This is a genomic window from Polynucleobacter yangtzensis, from assembly GCF_001595965.1.
Taxonomy (GTDB): domain Bacteria; phylum Pseudomonadota; class Gammaproteobacteria; order Burkholderiales; family Burkholderiaceae; genus Polynucleobacter; species Polynucleobacter yangtzensis.
Genome location: NZ_LOJI01000022.1, coordinates 73,830 through 90,861 on the forward strand (window position 1 = coordinate 73,830; position 17,032 = coordinate 90,861).

The window sequence follows — 17,032 nt, forward strand, 5'->3', positions numbered from 1 at the left end:
GGTTTGCTTTCTTTTATTCTTTGTCGACCAAGGTGCGTGCTTTTTCTACATCTTCGCGATAGGCTTCAAAAATATTCTTGAGCGCATCGGACATCGTAGTGGTTGGCTTCCAACCTAGTTCGCTCATTGTGTTATCAATTGCTGGCACACGATTTTGAACGTCTTGATAACCTTCACCGTAGTAAGCACCAGAAGTAGTTTCTACAATCTTCACTTCATTAGCAGTCTTCGCATATTCAGGAATGCTGCGAGCAATTTCTAGCATCTGATTCGCGAGTTCACGAATAGAGTGATTATTTTTTGGATTGCCGATGTTGTAGATCTTGCCGTTAGCAACACCATCTTTGTTGTCGATGATGCGCATTAAGGCATCGATACCATCGTCAACATAAGTAAAGGCGCGCTTCTGGGCGCCACCATCAACAACGTTAATAGATTCGCCACGAACAATATGACCCAAGAACTGAGTCACAACGCGGGAAGAGCCTTCTTTTGGTGTGTAGATGCTATCGAGACCAGGGCCAATCCAGTTAAATGGGCGGAAGAGGGTAAAGCGTAAGCCTTCCATGCCGTAGCCCCAAATTACGCGATCCATCAACTGTTTAGAGCAAGCATAGATCCAACGTGGCTTATTGATTGGACCGTAAACCATATTGGATTTAGCGGGATCGAATTCACTATCCTCACACATTCCATACACTTCAGATGTGGATGGGAATACCAAATGCTTTTTGTATTTCACTGCAGAGCGCACGATTGGAAGATTGGCTTCGAAATCGAGCTCAAACACTTTGAGTGGCTGCTGAACATAAGTTGCTGGTGTAGCAATAGCAACTAAAGGCAAGATGACATCGCACTTACGAATGTGATACTCAACCCATTCTTTATTGATGGTGATGTCACCTTCAAAGAAGTGCATGCGCGGATGATTTACTAAGTCACCAAGACGATCGTTTTGCATATCCATGCCATAGACATGCCAATCGGTTGTCTCAAGAATGCGCTTGGAAAGGTGGTGACCAATAAAACCGTTAACACCAAGAATGAGTACTTTTTTCATCTTTACTGCCTCGTTTTAATCTAATTTATTTGCTTGCTGGAAACCATTCCAAGATTTCTACTGCTTGGCGGTCACCGCAAATGCCGAATACCCGATTATCAACCACTTGGATGCCGCAAACTCCAAGATCGAGATTGGCTGGAAATGGCCCATTTAGGCTAGTTCGGCCAACAATCATGGTCTTACCGTCATAGTCTGCAAAGGCGCCAGGATAGGGTGGCGCAACGGCTCTAACGAGGTCATGAACCTGTTTGGCAGCCTGATTCCAGTGAATTTTGCCATCCGCAGGCTTCCGACCTCCAAAATAGCTCCCTTTTTGGAGCTCATTAGGCTTTCGGGGGATATTTCCTTGAATCAAGCTAGGCAATACCTGCTCAATGACAGTCACAGCAGCCTGACTTACTTTGCCAAATACATCAGTAGCGGTTTCATCTGGGCCAATACTGACGGCTGCTTGCCCAACAATATCTCCTGCATCCGGCTTTGCTTCCATGACATGCAAGGTAGCACCGGTTTCTGTTTCGCCATGCAAGATGGCCCAATTCACTGGCGCACGTCCGCGATATTTTGGTAGAAGTGAGCCATGCATATTGAGAGCAGCAATTTTTGCGCACTTCAGTATCTGCTCCGGAATCATGAAGCGATAGTAGAAGGAAAAGATGTAATCCGGCGCAAGCGCTTGAAGCTTCGGAATGAGGTCTACCAATTCATTTGCATTAGGTGTGATGTACGGAATATTTTTCTCAGTACACAGTTTGGCCACACTCCCAAACCAAACATTTTCATTGGGATCATCTTGATGGGTGACCACGAGATCAATTTGTATGCCAGCGCTGAGAAGTGCCTTCAGGCAATTAACACCTACATCGTGATAAGCAAAGACGACTGCGTGCAATTATTTTTTCTCTAAAATAGTTTGCACAACATAACGAGGACGTTTGCGAATTTGCTGATAGATACGACCAATATATTCACCTAAAAGACCAAGCCCAAAGAGCATGACACCAATTAGGAAGAAAGTCAGCGCGAAGAGGGTAAATACTCCCTCAACCTCAGCGCCTAGAACGAAGCGGCGCACTAAAAGGTAGGCGAAAAGGCTGCCAGCAGCAAGGGATAAGAGCATGCCGAGAATCGAAAAGATCTGCAGTGGCATGATTGAAAACCCGGTAACCAAGTCAAAGTTCAAGCGAATGAGTTGATATAGGGTGTATTTAGATTCACCAGCAAATCTCTCCTCATGCTTAACAGAGATCTCAACTGGGTTAGCGGAGAAGGTGTAAGCCAAAGCTGGAATAAAAGTGTTGCTCTCATCGCATTGGCGAACCAGGTCAATAATGCGACGGCTATAACCACGCAACATGCAACCTTGATCAGTCATTGTGATGCGGGTAATGTTTTCACGCAATCGATTCATGGCGCGTGAAGCAAATTTTCTAAAGAAGCTATCTTGACGATCTGCGCGAATGGTACCGACATAGTCGTGACCTTTTAGAAGTTGCTCAGTTAAGGCATCAATCTCTTCTGGTGGATTTTGTAAGTCCGCATCCAGGGTAATAATGTATTCGCCCTTGGCGTATTCAAAGCCAGCCATGATCGCCATATGTTGACCAAAGTTGCTATGAAATAAAACAGCGCGAGTGACGTCAGGGCGTAATTCCACCTGCTTAGAAAGAATGCCGGCGGAGCGATCTTTGCTACCGTCGTTTACGAAAACGATTTCATAAGTAATTTTGCGTTTAGCGGCAAGCGTATCAAGCGCCGGGTAGAGGCGATCAAAGAGAGCTTGGAGACCATCTTCCTCGTTATAGACGGGAATAACAATACTGAGTGTTGGGTTGGCAACTAAATTGGCAGTCATGCAGCAATTTTGCCTGATTCTCAGGGCTCAACCCCAATAACGCTAGTTTTTGCGATATTTCTGCAAAATTCCGATCAATCCCTTGGCTATACGGCCAATATCCTCATCTGCCATTGCGGGGAATAGAGGAAGTGTGAGGATGGATTTGCCGATTCGTTCTGCAATCGGTGTATCAGAGGTTTTATAGCCTTGGTTTTTATACAGCGTAAAGCCTGTAATAGCGGGGTAATGAACGCCAGTGCCAATACCCAAATCTTTTAACTCAGTCATGACTTGGGCGCGATCTGTATTTAACTGATCAAGCGGTAAAACTACTTGGAACATGTGCCAGTTACTTTCAGTAAAGTTTTCAACTGGAAGTTCCAACTTCAAATTCTCTAATCCAGCGGCTTTTAATTCAGCGCGAATGACATCAAAGTATTGGCGCGCTAAAGCAGCACGACGTGCTTGATATGCAGGAAGCTGTTTCAGTTGTTCAAGACCAATTGCCGCATTCACATCGGTCAAATTATCTTTGCCACCCAATACATCGACGTCCATACCGTCCATGCCTTGACGGGTTAATCCCTGCAGGCGGAATTTCTCAGCAAGCTTTGCTTCATCTGCGTTGTTGAGCACAAGGCAACCACCTTCAATGGTGGTGAGATTCTTGTTTGCTTGAAAACTAAAGCTGACTAAGTCACCAAAGCTACCAATCTTCTTGCCTTTCCATTGGGATCCAAAAGCTTGTGCTGCATCCTCAATGACACGAAGATTGTGTTGCTTTGCCAATGCATAGAGTTGATCCATATCAACAGGTAGGCCGGCCAAATAGACCGGCATGATTGCTCGCGTCTTTGGCGTGATTGCAGCAGATATTTTATTGAGGTCAATATTGCGCGTGACCGAATCGATATCTACAAACACCGGTTTAGCACCTACACTCAAAATGACATTCGATGTTGCCACCCAAGAGATTGGAGTAGTAATCACTTCGTCGCCAGCACCAATGCCTGCAACTTGTAGGGCAATCTTCATCGTTGCAGTGCCGTTAGCAAAACAGCGGACGGGGCGACCGCCAAAGTAAGTGCTTAAGCTCGCTTCAAACTCTGCCAGCTTTGGACCTGATGTTACCCAACCAGAACGCAATACTTCCGAAACAGCATCAATCGTTTCTTGATTGAAGCTAGGGCGCGTAAAGGGGATAAATGGTTGATTAGAGTCTGACATGATGTCTTATATTACTTTAATGACCTACTGCGAAGCTTCTGGGTGTTTCACAATGACTCTACGTGAATCGCGATCAACTTCTTGCATTGGAAAATTCTGAGCCTTCAGTGCCTCAAATTGTTCTGGAACCATGAGGGCATAGGCAGTTTGATCTTCTTTCCAGCGAGTAATAAATGCATCCAATGTTGGCATCCAGAGATCGGGCTCTTGGTTGACGCCAAACTCTAGCTCATCGGGGGATTCAACCATGATCATCGTTCTGCCTAAATAGAAGGGCACGGTGTGATCTAAAAGACGAACAGAATAGAAATTTACTTTTTCAGGAATGGATGCTTTCACTCGTTCTACGAGATCAATGCCTGAGACGGCACGACCTAATGTCTCATGACCTGTTCCCGCAATGATGGCGCACAGAAAAAATCCGCAAGCAAAACTCACGATACTTTGAATGCCATTGCGTTTACTTTGCCATGCGGCATAAGCGCTAAAAATAATTAGCGCTATCAATGCAGCAATCACCCAGTAAGTGTATTGCGCATACGCATTAATCTCATCAGGTCTTGCTTGTTTGCCGATGGCATCCAAAAAGAAAAATCCAATGCATCCCAAAATGGAGAAACCTATTGTTTGTAATTTCCAAGGCAATGCCATCGTATTCGTATGACCAAGCAAGCGATCTAATCGATTGCCAATGAGTAGGGCAAGCGCAGGAAATACTGGGATGATGTAGCCGGGTAATTTGGAGCGCGAGATACTGAAGAACGCAAAAATAACTACAAACCAGCAGACCAATAACCAGCCAGCAGAAAACTCACGGCGGCGCTCACTCCAGGCTTGTGCAATTGATCCTGGGATCTGTAGAAACCAGGGAAGTAGCCCAATCAGTAGCAGTGGCACAAAGTAATAAATAGGACCTGTTCTACTGTGAGCATCCTGTGTGAAACGTTGTAGATGCTCATGAATGAAGAAGAATTCTAAAAACTCAGGATTGCGCTGTGCCACCAAAATAAACCAAGGCGCAGTGATTGCTAAGAACAAAATAGTTCCACTAAATAAACGAAGCCGAGTCCAAATTTTCCAATCCCAAGTGCTAATGGAATAAGCAATAAAAACCATTGCAGGAATTGCGGCGCCAATAACACCTTTAGATAAAGTTGCTAGTGCCATGAAAGCCCAACATGCCCACATCCAATTTCTACAACTGTTTTTATTTTGAGAAGTTTGTGCCAGCAATAGACTGCAAAGTGCAGCGACTAAAAAAGCAGACAAGCCCATGTCGAGCGAATTGAAGTGACCGCTGATAACCCACATCGGACTTGAGGCCAATACAACGGCGGCTAACCATCCTGCTCGAGCGTTATAAATTCGAGTGCCAGTAAATCCAACTAAGAGAATGGTGAGAAATCCAGTAAGTGCAGTCCAAAGGCGTGCTTGCCAATCGCCAATACCAAACGCTTGAAATGCTGCTGCAGTAGCCCACGCTTGCAATGGTGGTTTTTCAAAATACTTGTAGCCGTTGTATCTAGGCGTAACCCAATCACCGGTTACGAGCATTTCTCGGGCGATCTCGGCGTAGCGTCCTTCATCGGATGGGATGAGATGGCGGTAGTTCAATGTGCCAAACCACAGCAAGCCATAAATAATGACCAGCAACAAAATTTTTCCCGGATGCAGGGCTGATGACTGCCGAATTTGGCCAAATTGCATTAAACGGGCTCCACAATCAGAGCTAGCAGGACCTGACGTCCTTCGCCCACCAGGATGTTGTATGTCCGGCAGGCGGCCTGAGAATCCATGATTTCAAAGCCAATTTTGGCGGAAATCAGGGCTTTAAGGAGTTCTGGCTTAGGAAAGCGCTGGCGTTTGCCAGTCCCAATAAGGATTAATTCTGGTTTTAAATCAACGAGTTGCGAGAAGTGATGGGCTTCCAAGTTGTCAAATGAATGGGCTGACCACTCTGAGATGGCGCCATCCGAGCTCAGGACAACAGCATGGGCGTAAGGAGTCTTATTGATCTCTACGTAACCATCGCCGTAGCCAGTGATCGTATTCGCTCCGGAATGGGGGTCAGATTGAAGCTTCAAGTGGACTCTCTGTCATAATTATGTGGATTATAGCTAGCTGTTTTTTCTCATATTTCAAGAACTTACCCATTAATTTATTGTGAAACCAATCCGAAAGTCCCAAAAGCTCGATAACGTCTGTTATGACATACGTGGGCCGGTGCTCGAGCTTGCTCAGCGCATGGAGGAAGAGGGTCACAAAATCATCAAATTAAACATCGGAAACGTAGGGGTTTTCGGTTTTGATCCTCCTGAAGAGATTCAGTTGGACATGATTCGCAACTTAAGCAACGCCTCAGCATATTCGGATTCCAAAGGAATCTTTTCGGCTCGTAAGGCGATCATGCAGTACTGCCAAGAAAAAGGTATTCAAGGTGTGGCCTTGGATGACGTTTACACAGGTAATGGAGTTTCTGAGCTCATCGTGCTGTCGATGAATGCCCTCTTAAATGATGGTGATGAAGTCTTGGTGCCAACACCTGACTATCCACTGTGGACGGCTGCAGTGAGTTTGTCGAGTGGTACACCTGTGCACTATCTTTGTGATGAATCCAAAGATTGGGCTCCGGACTTAAACGATCTGCGTAAAAAGATTACGCCACGCACTAAAGCGATTGTGGTGATCAATCCAAACAATCCTACTGGCGCAATTTATTCCAAAGAAGTTTTGCTCGAGTTAACAAATATTGCTCGCGAACACGGTTTGATTTTGTTTGCCGATGAGATTTACGACAAGATGTTGTATGACGGCGAGAAGCATATTTCTCTTGCGTCTTTGTCAACTGATGTAGTCACTATCACCTTTAACGGTCTATCAAAGAATTACCGCTCGTGCGGCTACCGTGCAGGCTGGATGATTGTCTCGGGTGATAAAGAGATGGTGCGCGATTACATTGAAGGCTTAAACATGCTGGCCTCAATGCGCCTTTGCGCAAACGTGCCAGGCCAGTATGCGATACAAACCGCATTAGGTGGCTACCAAAGCATTAATGACTTAGTTGGCGACGGTGGCCGCCTTGCGAAGCAACGTGATCTCGCCTGGAAACTGATTACCGATATTCCAGGTGTCACTTGCGTGAAGCCTAAGTCAGCTTTGTATTTATTTCCAAGGTTAGACCCAGAGGTTTACCCAATTGAAGATGATCAACAATTTGTTGCCGATCTTTTAAAAGAAGAAAAAGTATTGTTAGTGCAGGGCTCCGGTTTCAACTGGGGTAAACCTGATCACTTCCGCGTAGTGTTCTTGCCTCACGAAGATGTGCTGAAGGAGGCTATTGGCCGCCTTGCACGCTTCCTGGAGCGTTATCGTAATAAGCACAGCCGTAAGGCTTCTTCAACTGCAGCAAAGGCATCATGAAACCGATTCAAGTAGGTCTTTTAGGTATTGGCACTGTTGGTGGTGGCGTATTCACTGTTCTCGAACGTAACCAAGATGAGATTACCCGTCGCGCTGGGCGTGGCATTCGTATTAATACGGTTGCTGATTTAAATGTAGAGCGTGCCAAAGAATTGGTTAAGGATCGTGCTCAAGTGGTGAGTGATGCACGCGCTGTGATTAATAACCCAGAGATTGATATTGTTGTTGAGCTGATTGGTGGTTATGGAATTGCTAAGGACTTGGTTCTGGAGGCGATTGCTGCTGGTAAGCACGTAGTGACAGCCAATAAGGCTTTGATTGCTGTTCACGGTAATGAGATTTTTAAAGCTGCGCATGACAAAGGCGTGATGGTTGCTTTTGAGGCGGCAGTGGCAGGCGGCATTCCAATTATTAAAGCTTTGCGTGAAGGTTTAACTGCCAATCGTATTGAGTGGATCGCCGGCATCATTAATGGCACAACCAATTTCATCTTGTCAGAGATGCGTGATAAAGGTTTGGATTTCCAGACAGTACTCAAAGAAGCGCAACGCTTGGGTTACGCGGAGGCGGATCCAACATTCGATATTGAAGGTGTAGACGCAGCGCATAAAGCGACCATCATGAGTGCGATTGCATTTGGTATTCCAATGCAGTTTGAAAAAGCACACATTGAAGGCATCACTAAGTTAGACGCAATTGATATTAAATACGCCGAGCAATTAGGCTATCGGATTAAGTTGTTAGGTATTGCCAAGAAAACACCAACTGGTGTTGAGTTGCGCGTACACCCAACACTCATTCCATCGAAGCGTTTGATTGCAAACGTTGAAGGCGCTATGAATGCCGTGCAAGTATTTGGCGATGCTGTTGGCACTACCTTGTATTACGGCAAGGGCGCAGGCTCTGAGCCAACTGCTTCCGCTGTGATCGCAGACTTGGTAGACATTACCCGCTTATTAAATGCCGATCCTGAGCATCGCGTTCCATATTTGGCCTTCCAGGCGGATGCCGTTCATGACACACCAGTGCTGCCAATTGGTGAGATCACCACTAGCTACTACTTGCGCTTGCGTGTAGCTGATCAAGCTGGCGTATTGGCAGATATCACCAAAATTTTGGCTTCACATGGCGTTTCAATCGATGCGCTCTTGCAGAAAGAGGCTGATGAAGGTGAGAGTCAAACTGATTTGGTTGCCTTGACTCACGAAACCAAAGAAAAGAACATGCTTGCCGCGATTAAAGAGATTCAAGCTCTTAAAACTGTTGCCGGTGAAGTCGTGAAGATCCGTTTAGAAAATCTCTCTTAAGTAAAACTCAGCAAAATACATGCGTTACCAGTCCACTCGCGGCAATAGTCCGCAACAATCCTTCTTAGAAATTTTGTTAGGCGGATTGGCGCCTGATGGCGGCCTGTATTTGCCCGTTCAATATCCAAAGGTCACTGCAGCACAGTTGGATTCTTGGCGCGGTTTGTCTTATGCTGATTTGGCTTACGAAGTTTTAAGTCTGTATGCCGACGATATTCCTGAGGCTGATTTGCGCGCACTCTTGCGTAAAACATATACCGAGCAGGTTTACTGTAATGGACGTCCACAGGACAACGCAAAAGACATTACCCCGATACATTGGTTGGGTGAAGAGCACGGAACTCGTATTGGTCTATTAAGCCTCTCAAATGGACCTACTTTGGCCTTCAAAGACATGGCTATGCAGTTGCTCGGTAATCTTTTTGAATACGCTCTTAAGAAAAAAGGTCAGCATCTCAATATTTTGGGCGCAACTTCTGGCGACACTGGTAGTGCTGCTGAGTATGCAATGCGTGGCAAAGAGGGCGTCAAGGTATTTATGCTTTCACCTCGCGGCAAGATGAGCGCCTTTCAATCTGCGCAAATGTATTCCCTGCAAGACCCAAATATTTTTAACTTAGCAGTAGCTGGCGTCTTTGATGACTGCCAAGATATTGTGAAGGCAGTGAGTAACGATCACGCTTTCAAAGCAAAGAATCATATTGGTACAGTGAACTCCATTAACTGGGGGCGTGTAGTGGCTCAGGTGGTCTACTACTTTCAAGGGTATCTGCTGGCAACAAAGTCTAGCGTTGAAAAAGTGTCGTTCACCGTGCCATCTGGCAACTTTGGTAATGTTTGTGCCGGTCATATTGCGCGTATGATGGGATTGCCGATTGAGCATCTGATTGTGGCGACCAATGAGAATGATGTCCTTGACGAGTTCTTTCGTACCGGTATCTACCGTGCACGAAAGTCCGCTGAGACACTGCATACATCCAGCCCATCCATGGATATCTCTAAAGCCAGTAACTTTGAGCGTTTTGTATTTGATTTCATGGGTCAAGACGGCAAAGCTACAGCAGGCATGTTTAAGCAAGTGGATGAAACTGGTGGCTTTGATATCTCTAAAGATGATGTTTTCAAAGATCTGGGCAAGTATGGTTTTCAATCGGGTCGTAGCACTCATGAGAATCGCTTAGAGACTATTCGCGACATTGATCAGCGCTATGGCGTCATGATCGATACGCATACTGCTGATGGTGTGAAAGTGGCTCGCGAACACCTGCAGGCTGGTATTCCAATGATCGTGCTGGAGACAGCGCTACCGATTAAGTTTGAGGAAACCATTGAGATTGCTTTGGGTCGACCTGCTGAATGCCCACCTGCATTTAAGGATATTAAATCTAAGCCACAGCGCGTAGAAAATATCGATGCCGATGTAAATCAAGTTAAAGCTTTCATTACAACGCATCTTGGTTAATCGACTTAACCCAAAACTTTAAGCAACAAGCAATCATCCTATGACAAAGCCACCAATGTTGACTGCGCAGCAGGCCTTAGACCATTTGCTGTCAAATGCAGTGACGGTCAATGAGAGCGAAAAAGTAAATACACAAGCAGCATTGGGAAGAGTGCTGGCTGAAGATGTAAAGAGTTTGGTGGATGTACCGCCATTGGATAACACCTCAATGGATGGTTATGCGGTTCGCTGTGCTGATACAGTAACACCCGGACAAGCATTGAGAATTGCTCAACGTATTCCAGCTGGCTCTATCGGAACGCAATTAGAGCCTGGCACTGCTGCCCGAATTTTCACGGGCGCTCCTGTTCCCCCTGGTGCCGATGCCGTTGTAATGCAAGAAGATTGCACGGTTGGGGCTCAGCCCGATCAAGTCACTATTAATGTTGCTCCTACTTCGGGTCAATGGATTCGTCGTAGTGGCGAAGATTTAACAACCGGAAAGACTTGCTTGACTGCTGGCACATTTTTGCGCCCTCAAGAGTTAGGTGTTGCCGCTTCTGCCGGCTTAACGCATCTCAAAGTAAAACGTCGCGTGAAAGTTGCGGCATTCTTTACGGGTGATGAGTTAGCGCTTCCGGGTGAACCATTAAAACCTGGCGGTATCTATAACTCCAATCGCGATACCTTATTGGCTTGCCTGAAGTCTTTGGGTTGTGATGCTACGGATTTAGGTATTGTTCCTGATCGCTTGGGTGCAACACGCGAAGCATTACGAAAAGCCAGCAAAGATCATGACTTAATAATTACCTCTGGCGGTGTATCAGTTGGCGAAGAAGATCATATTAAGCCTGCAGTCACTGCTGAGGGAAGATTAGATCTTTGGCAAATTGCCATCAAACCGGGTAAGCCACTAGCGTTTGGTGCGGTACGAAAATCAAGCGAGCCTAAAGACGGTGAAGCTTGGTTTATTGGATTACCTGGGAACCCAGTTTCTAGCTTTGTTACCTTCTTGTTATTTGTTCGCCCATTTATTTTGAAACTCCAGGGACGCGAAGCCAAGCATCTTCAATCATATTTAATGCGTGCTGACTTTGATTGGCTAAAAGCCGATCGTCGCAATGAGTTCTTGCGCGTTAAGATTAATGATCAAGGAGGCCTTGATCTGTACCCAAATCAAAGTTCAGGCGTACTCACTAGCGCCTCTTGGGGTGATGGCCTAGTTGATTGCCCGCCAAATCAGCCAATCAAGTCTGGTGAGTTGGTGAAATACATCCCATTTGATGCACTCCTCAAATAATCGGTTTACGATTAGCTCATGAAACTCGAATTACGATTCTTCGCCTCATTGCGTGAGGCTCTTGGTGTCTCGCAAGAGAGTGTTTCTGTTCCGGCAACAGTTAAAACGATTGCTGAACTCAGGACACATCTTATCGAGCGCGGCAACCCCTGGTCTGAAGTGTTAGCAGAAGGCAAAGTATTGCGCTGCGCCCTTAATCAACACATGGTTGATGCCAATACCGCTCTTCAAGACGGGGCTGAAGTAGCTTTCTTTCCTCCGGTAACCGGTGGCTAGTATGTCCAATTCATCTATTCGTGTTCAAGAAAGTGATTTTGATCTTAGCGCTGAAATAGCGGCACTACGCAAGGGTGATCCACGGGTTGGCGCGGTAGTTTCTTTCTTGGGCACTGTCCGGGATATGAATGACGGTAGCCAAGTAAAGGGTATGACGCTTGAGCATTACCCCGGCATGACCGAAAAGGCATTACAAGAAATTCTGGATCAAGCCAAGGCACGTTGGGACATCTATCAAACTCTAGTGATTCATCGAGTGGGACCACTCTTACCTGAGGATCAAATTGTTCTTGTTGCAGTTACCAGCGCTCACAGGGGAGAGGCTTTTGCTGCCTGCGAGTTCATCATGGACTACCTTAAAACGGCAGCTCCATTTTGGAAGAAAGAAGATACGCCTGAAGGTGCTCGTTGGGTGGACTCCCGCGTGACTGACGAGGCTGCAATGGCCCGCTGGAATAAAATCTAAGCAGTATTTCGCAAGAGAGATTCAAATGAAAAAATTAGTTGCCTTGCTATTGACTGCTATTGCTATTGGTGTATGTGCTGCAGAGAGGCCTGTTGTTAAGATTGAAACAGGCAGCTTGCAAGGTGTGATTGAGTACAACATGCAGGCGTTTAAAAATATTCCCTACGCCGCCCCTCCTGTGGGTGACTTGCGCTGGCGCCCTCCGCAACCAGCGCTTGCTTGGAATGGAACACGTGATGCTAGTAAGTTTGGCGGAGCTTGTCCGCAGCAATATATTAAAAATCTTAACGATGGTCTTGGACTGCCGGGTAGCGAGGATTGTTTAAAGCTCAACGTCTTTACACCCTCTAAACCTAATAAGAATTTGCCAGTCATGGTTTGGTTCCATGGTGGCGGTTTAATCGTAGATGGCGCTAAAGATCCACAGTTCACCCCAATCAATTTGGTGAAGAATGGTGTCATCGTTGTTACGGTTGACTATCGTCTTGGATCATTGGGCTTCTTTGCTTCAAAAGAGTTGATTGAGGAAGCAAAAGCCAAGGGAGAGCCAGTAGGTAATTACGGCACCATGGATCAAATTGCCTCTTTAAAGTGGGTTAAAAAGAATATTGAGGCATTTGGGGGAGATCCCAATAACGTAACAATCTTTGGTCAATCAGCTGGTGGCAGAAGTGTGACTTGGTTAATGGTTTCTGATGCAGCCAAGGGGTTGTTTCACAAGGCGATTGCCCAAAGTGCACAACAAAGCCCTTTAAGGGGAATGACTGAAAAGCGTTTTGGCTTAACACCAGAGGTGGATATAGGCGCTAAATTTATGGCTGCTCTTGGCGCAAAATCATTAGCTGAATTAAGAAAATTACCAGTTCAAAAACTAGTACTTGATGGCAATTCTTACTATGCTGGTGAGTTTGGCGGTCCTTTTGTGGATGGTCAGATTTTGAAGGGCGACCCCATTCCTTTATTTGCCGCTGGTAAGCAGGCGAAAGTGCCTTTCATGATCGGCACAAACTCATTTGATAGTGACTTCATGTTGCCTGGCGAGCCTGCCTTGGATGTCTTTTTGAAGAATGTGCACGAAGACCCAAAAATAATTGAGCAGCTTTATGCCAATGTAAAAGATAAATGTATTTTGAATTCTTTTGTAATTCAGGATCTGATGTATCGTGCCAGTACCAAATTATTGGCGAATAGCATGAATGGTATTGCTCCCGGCTACGCCTATTACTTTGATTACTTAACTCAAAATATTCGAGCCGCTTTACCAGGTGCGCCTCATACATACGAGATACCTTATGTCTTTGGTAGTTTGGGATTGGTAACCCAAGCTCCTAAGCAGGCCTTAACTGGCGTGAATCAATGCGATCGAATTGAAAAAGATATTGCTGGGTTCAAGAAAACGCATGTCTGGCCAAAAGACTGGTTTCCGATTGTGGATAAAAATAACCCTCAGGATCAAGCAATGTCAGAGAGGTTATCTGCTAGTTGGGCAGCATTTGCCAAAACCGGTAATCCAAATGTGAGTGGTCAGGCAAACTGGCCCATGTACAACCTGAATGCAGACGTTATGAGAAATTTTTCACCTGGCTCAGAAACGATTACAGGATTATTTAAAGATCGGGTGGCTTATCAAGCTCTGCATTTAAGAGAAATCTATGCGATCGAGCGTGTAAAAGACGCCTTCTAAAATTCAAGTAAATAGCAAATCAACCACCCTTAAGGGTGGTTTTTGTTTTTAAAGAATGCCAGCTTTTCAGAGCGGGGAAGTTGCTTTAATTTGATCTCTGCCTTTGAGGCCTCAGATCGATCGGGGTGCTCTTGTGTAGCTAAAAGAACAACTGGTCTGCGAGCTCTTGTATAGCGAGCGCCTTGCCCTGAGTTGTGAGCTTCTAGGCGATGCTCTAGACGGTTTGTAATGCCGGCATAGTACGTGCCGTCAGAGCATTCTAGAAGGTAAACAAGCCAGGTCAAAATGGGTCAAATTAGGATTAAAAAGGGCTCAAAAACCCTTGAAATTGGCGATATTGCCCTTATATTCTATAGATAGATATATGGAGTGCATAAATGAGAATAGATAAATTAACAACCAAGTTTCAAGAGGCCCTAAGTGAGGCCCAAAGTATCGCTTTAGCCAAAGACAATCAATATATTGAGCCGGCCCATGTGTTGCTGGCAATGTTGCGTGATTCTGATGGTGGCGCAAAGAGCTTGCTAACAAGAGCAGGCGTCAATGTCGCTGGCCTTGAAAAAGGTGTGGAAAAGATTATCAGCAACCTTCCCGAAGTGCAGGGCACTAGCGGGGAAGTTCAGGTTGGCCGTGATCTCAGTAATTGGTTGAACTTATGTGAAAAAGAAGCCAATAAACGCAATGATCAATTCATTGCGGGTGAACTGTTTTTATTAGTTGTAGCAGACGACAAAGGCGAGCTCGGCAAGGTTGCTCGTGAGAATGGCTTAAATCGTAAATCGTTAGAAGCGGCTATTGATTTAGTGCGCGGAGGAGAATCAGTGAATAGTGCAGATGCTGAAGGTCAACGTGAGGCCTTAAAGAAATACACCGTGGATTTAACTGAGCGCGCTCGCATGGGCAAGCTTGATCCAGTAATTGGGCGTGATGATGAGATTCGTCGCACCATTCAGATATTGCAGCGCCGCGGTAAGAATAACCCCGTGCTGATTGGTGAGCCAGGTGTAGGAAAAACAGCGATCGTTGAAGGCTTGGCCCAGCGCATTGTGAATGGCGAAGTTCCTGAAACACTGAAGAACAAACGTGTCTTAGTGTTGGATATGGCTTTGCTATTGGCTGGCGCCAAATACCGCGGCGAATTCGAAGAGCGCCTAAAGGCAGTGCTCAGTGACGTTGCTAAAGACGAGGGTCAAACCATTATCTTTATCGATGAGATTCATACGATGGTTGGCGCTGGTAAGGGCGATGGCGCAATGGATGCTGGCAATATGCTCAAGCCTGCCTTGGCACGTGGTGAGTTGCATTGCATCGGCGCAACAACCTTAGATGAATATCGAAAATACATCGAAAAAGATCCTGCCCTAGAGCGCCGCTTCCAAAAGGTGATGGTTGAAGAGCCTAGTGTTGAGGCAACGATTGCAATCTTGCGTGGTTTGCAAGAACGCTATGAGCTGCATCACGGCATTGAGATTACTGATCCAGCTATTGTGGCTGCTGCCGAGTTGTCACACCGCTACATTACCGATCGTTTTTTACCAGATAAGGCTATCGACTTGATTGACGAGGCCGGTTCACGTATTCGTATGGAGATTGACTCCAAGCCTGAGGTAATGGATAAGCTTGAGCGTCGCCTCATTCAGCTCAAGATTGAGCGCGAAGCAGTTAAAAAAGAAAAAGATGAAGCATCACAAAAGCGTCTTGGTCTCATTGAAGAAGAGATCAAGCGTCTTGGTGCCGAGTATGCTGATTTGGAAGAAATCTGGAAAGCAGAGAAGGGTGCCGTACTAGGTGCTGCCAATCTGAAGGAAGAGATTGAAAAGGTTAAGGCTGATATCGCCAAGTTACAACGTGATGGTAAGCTGGAGCAGGTTGCTGAGTTGCAGTATGGAAAATTGCCAGAACTCGAAGCTAAGCTTAAATCTGCTGCGGCTGCTGAAGCGAAGGGCGACAAAGATGGCGTGGTGAAGAATAAATTACTACGTACTCAAGTGGGCGCAGAAGAAATTGCTGAAGTAGTTTCTCGTGCGACAGGTATTCCAGTTTCCAAGATGATGCAGGGCGAACGCGATAAATTGCTCAAGATGGAAGAGCTCTTACATAAGCGTGTCGTTGGTCAAGAGGAAGCTATTCGTGCAGTGTCCGATGCGATCCGTCGTTCACGTGCCGGCTTGGCAGAAGAGAATCGTCCTTATGGTTCGTTCTTATTCCTTGGGCCTACTGGCGTTGGTAAGACGGAGCTTTGCAAGGCATTGGCTGGTTTCTTGTTTGATAGTGAAGACCACCTTATTCGTATTGATATGAGTGAGTTCATGGAAAAGCACAGTGTTGCGCGTTTAATTGGTGCGCCTCCAGGCTACGTTGGCTACGAAGAGGGTGGTTATTTAACCGAGCAAGTTCGTCGCCATCCATACAGCGTGATCTTGTTCGATGAGATTGAGAAAGCACATCCAGATGTCTTTAACGTTCTCTTGCAAGTACTAGATGATGGTCGCTTAACTGATGGTCAAGGCCGTACAGTAGACTTTAAGAATACGGTGATTGTGATGACCAGTAATATTGGATCTCATTTGATTCAATCAATGGCCGATAAGAAGCAATCTGAAATCAAGGAAGCGGTTTTTGAGGAATTAAAAAATCATTTTCGTCCTGAGTTCTTGAACCGTATTGATGAGATCGTGGTGTTCCACGGCTTAGACAAAGGCAATATCGCTAATATCGCGAAGATACTGCTCAAAAACTTGTCGGATCGATTGGCAAAAGTGGATATGCAGCTTGATGTTAGCGATGCAGCCCTCAATAAGATTGCGGAGGTGGGTTTTGATCCTGTTTTTGGAGCAAGACCGCTGAAGCGAGCTATCCAGCAGCATATTGAGAACCCTGTTTCCAAGATGATTCTGGAAGGCAAGTTCGGCCCTAAGGATGTAGTCCCTGTAGATGTTGATAAGGCCGGCGAATTTAGCTTTAGCCGTCAGGTTCACTAAGTAGTAGTTTCATTATTTCAGCAGGAATAT

15 protein-coding genes are annotated in these 17,032 nt (G+C 45.8%); 8 read left to right on the plus strand and 7 right to left on the minus strand.

The features are described from left to right. Window positions 1-13: 13 nt before the first annotated feature. The 6 genes from JaK3_RS06195 to JaK3_RS06220 are packed head-to-tail and all read right to left on the minus strand — an operon-like array spanning window position 14 to window position 6,211. Window positions 14-1,060 carry a bifunctional UDP-4-keto-pentose/UDP-xylose synthase gene (locus JaK3_RS06195; protein WP_068322225.1) on the minus strand — a complete coding sequence of 349 codons (1,047 nt, stop codon included), beginning with the start codon at window positions 1,058-1,060 and terminating at the stop codon, window positions 14-16. Window positions 1,061-1,085: 25 nt separating this feature from the next. Next, window positions 1,086-1,955 (minus strand): formyltransferase, encoded by an 870-nt coding sequence (locus tag JaK3_RS06200; RefSeq protein WP_068322228.1) that lies wholly within the window; start codon window positions 1,953-1,955, stop codon window positions 1,086-1,088. Next, the gene (locus tag JaK3_RS06205) at window positions 1,956-2,918 is read right to left on the minus strand and encodes a glycosyltransferase (RefSeq protein ID WP_068322231.1); all 963 of its coding nucleotides are present in this window, start codon (window positions 2,916-2,918) and stop codon (window positions 1,956-1,958) included. A gap of 42 nt (window positions 2,919-2,960) precedes the next feature. Next, complete coding sequence (locus tag JaK3_RS06210; RefSeq protein WP_068322234.1) at window positions 2,961-4,127, minus strand: DegT/DnrJ/EryC1/StrS family aminotransferase; 1,167 nt, start codon at window positions 4,125-4,127, stop codon at window positions 2,961-2,963. Between the two features lie 24 nt (window positions 4,128-4,151). Then, the gene (locus tag JaK3_RS06215) at window positions 4,152-5,834 is read right to left on the minus strand and encodes an ArnT family glycosyltransferase (RefSeq protein ID WP_068322237.1); all 1,683 of its coding nucleotides are present in this window, start codon (window positions 5,832-5,834) and stop codon (window positions 4,152-4,154) included. After that, window positions 5,834-6,211, minus strand: a complete 378-nt coding sequence (locus JaK3_RS06220; protein ID WP_068322240.1) for an Mth938-like domain-containing protein — start codon at window positions 6,209-6,211, stop codon at window positions 5,834-5,836. The genes JaK3_RS06215 and JaK3_RS06220 overlap by 1 nt, the downstream gene beginning before the upstream one ends. Window positions 6,212-6,290: 79 nt before the next feature. Between JaK3_RS06220 and JaK3_RS06225 the strand changes: the two genes are divergently transcribed. From JaK3_RS06225 to JaK3_RS06255, 7 genes are read left to right on the plus strand one after another with little or no spacing between them, the layout of a single operon-like run. Continuing rightward, a complete protein-coding gene (locus tag JaK3_RS06225) occupies window positions 6,291-7,547 on the plus strand; it encodes a pyridoxal phosphate-dependent aminotransferase (protein WP_068322243.1) in 1,257 nt (418 codons plus the stop codon). Continuing rightward, on the plus strand, window positions 7,544-8,854 hold the full coding sequence (locus JaK3_RS06230) for a homoserine dehydrogenase (RefSeq protein WP_068322246.1): 1,311 nt from the start codon (window positions 7,544-7,546) through the stop codon (window positions 8,852-8,854). Before JaK3_RS06225 ends, JaK3_RS06230 begins: the two co-directional genes overlap by 4 nt. Window positions 8,855-8,873: 19 nt before the next feature. Further along, window positions 8,874-10,316 (plus strand): threonine synthase, encoded by a 1,443-nt coding sequence (gene thrC / locus JaK3_RS06235; RefSeq protein ID WP_068322248.1) that lies wholly within the window; start codon window positions 8,874-8,876, stop codon window positions 10,314-10,316. Between the two features lie 55 nt (window positions 10,317-10,371). Continuing rightward, a complete protein-coding gene (locus JaK3_RS06240; RefSeq protein ID WP_068322549.1) occupies window positions 10,372-11,595 on the plus strand; it encodes a molybdopterin molybdotransferase MoeA in 1,224 nt (407 codons plus the stop codon). An 18-nt stretch (window positions 11,596-11,613) separates the two neighbouring features. After that, a complete protein-coding gene (gene moaD / locus JaK3_RS06245) occupies window positions 11,614-11,871 on the plus strand; it encodes a molybdopterin converting factor subunit 1 (RefSeq protein WP_068322255.1) in 258 nt (85 codons plus the stop codon). A 1-nt stretch (window position 11,872) separates the two neighbouring features. Beyond that, a complete protein-coding gene (gene moaE, locus JaK3_RS06250; RefSeq protein WP_068322256.1) occupies window positions 11,873-12,337 on the plus strand; it encodes a molybdopterin synthase catalytic subunit MoaE in 465 nt (154 codons plus the stop codon). Window positions 12,338-12,362: 25 nt separating this feature from the next. Then, window positions 12,363-14,021 carry a carboxylesterase/lipase family protein gene (locus JaK3_RS06255; protein WP_068322259.1) on the plus strand — a complete coding sequence of 553 codons (1,659 nt, stop codon included), beginning with the start codon at window positions 12,363-12,365 and terminating at the stop codon, window positions 14,019-14,021. Window positions 14,022-14,050: 29 nt separating this feature from the next. On the opposite strand, the gene JaK3_RS06260 is transcribed toward JaK3_RS06255, so the two are convergent. Then, a complete protein-coding gene (locus tag JaK3_RS06260; RefSeq protein ID WP_068322262.1) occupies window positions 14,051-14,305 on the minus strand; it encodes a GIY-YIG nuclease family protein in 255 nt (84 codons plus the stop codon). A 93-nt stretch (window positions 14,306-14,398) separates the two neighbouring features. Between JaK3_RS06260 and clpB the strand changes: the two genes are divergently transcribed. Further along, window positions 14,399-17,002: an ATP-dependent chaperone ClpB gene (gene clpB, locus JaK3_RS06265; protein WP_068322263.1), complete on the plus strand. Its 2,604-nt coding sequence runs from the start codon at window positions 14,399-14,401 to the stop codon at window positions 17,000-17,002. Window positions 17,003-17,032 lie beyond the last annotated feature (30 nt).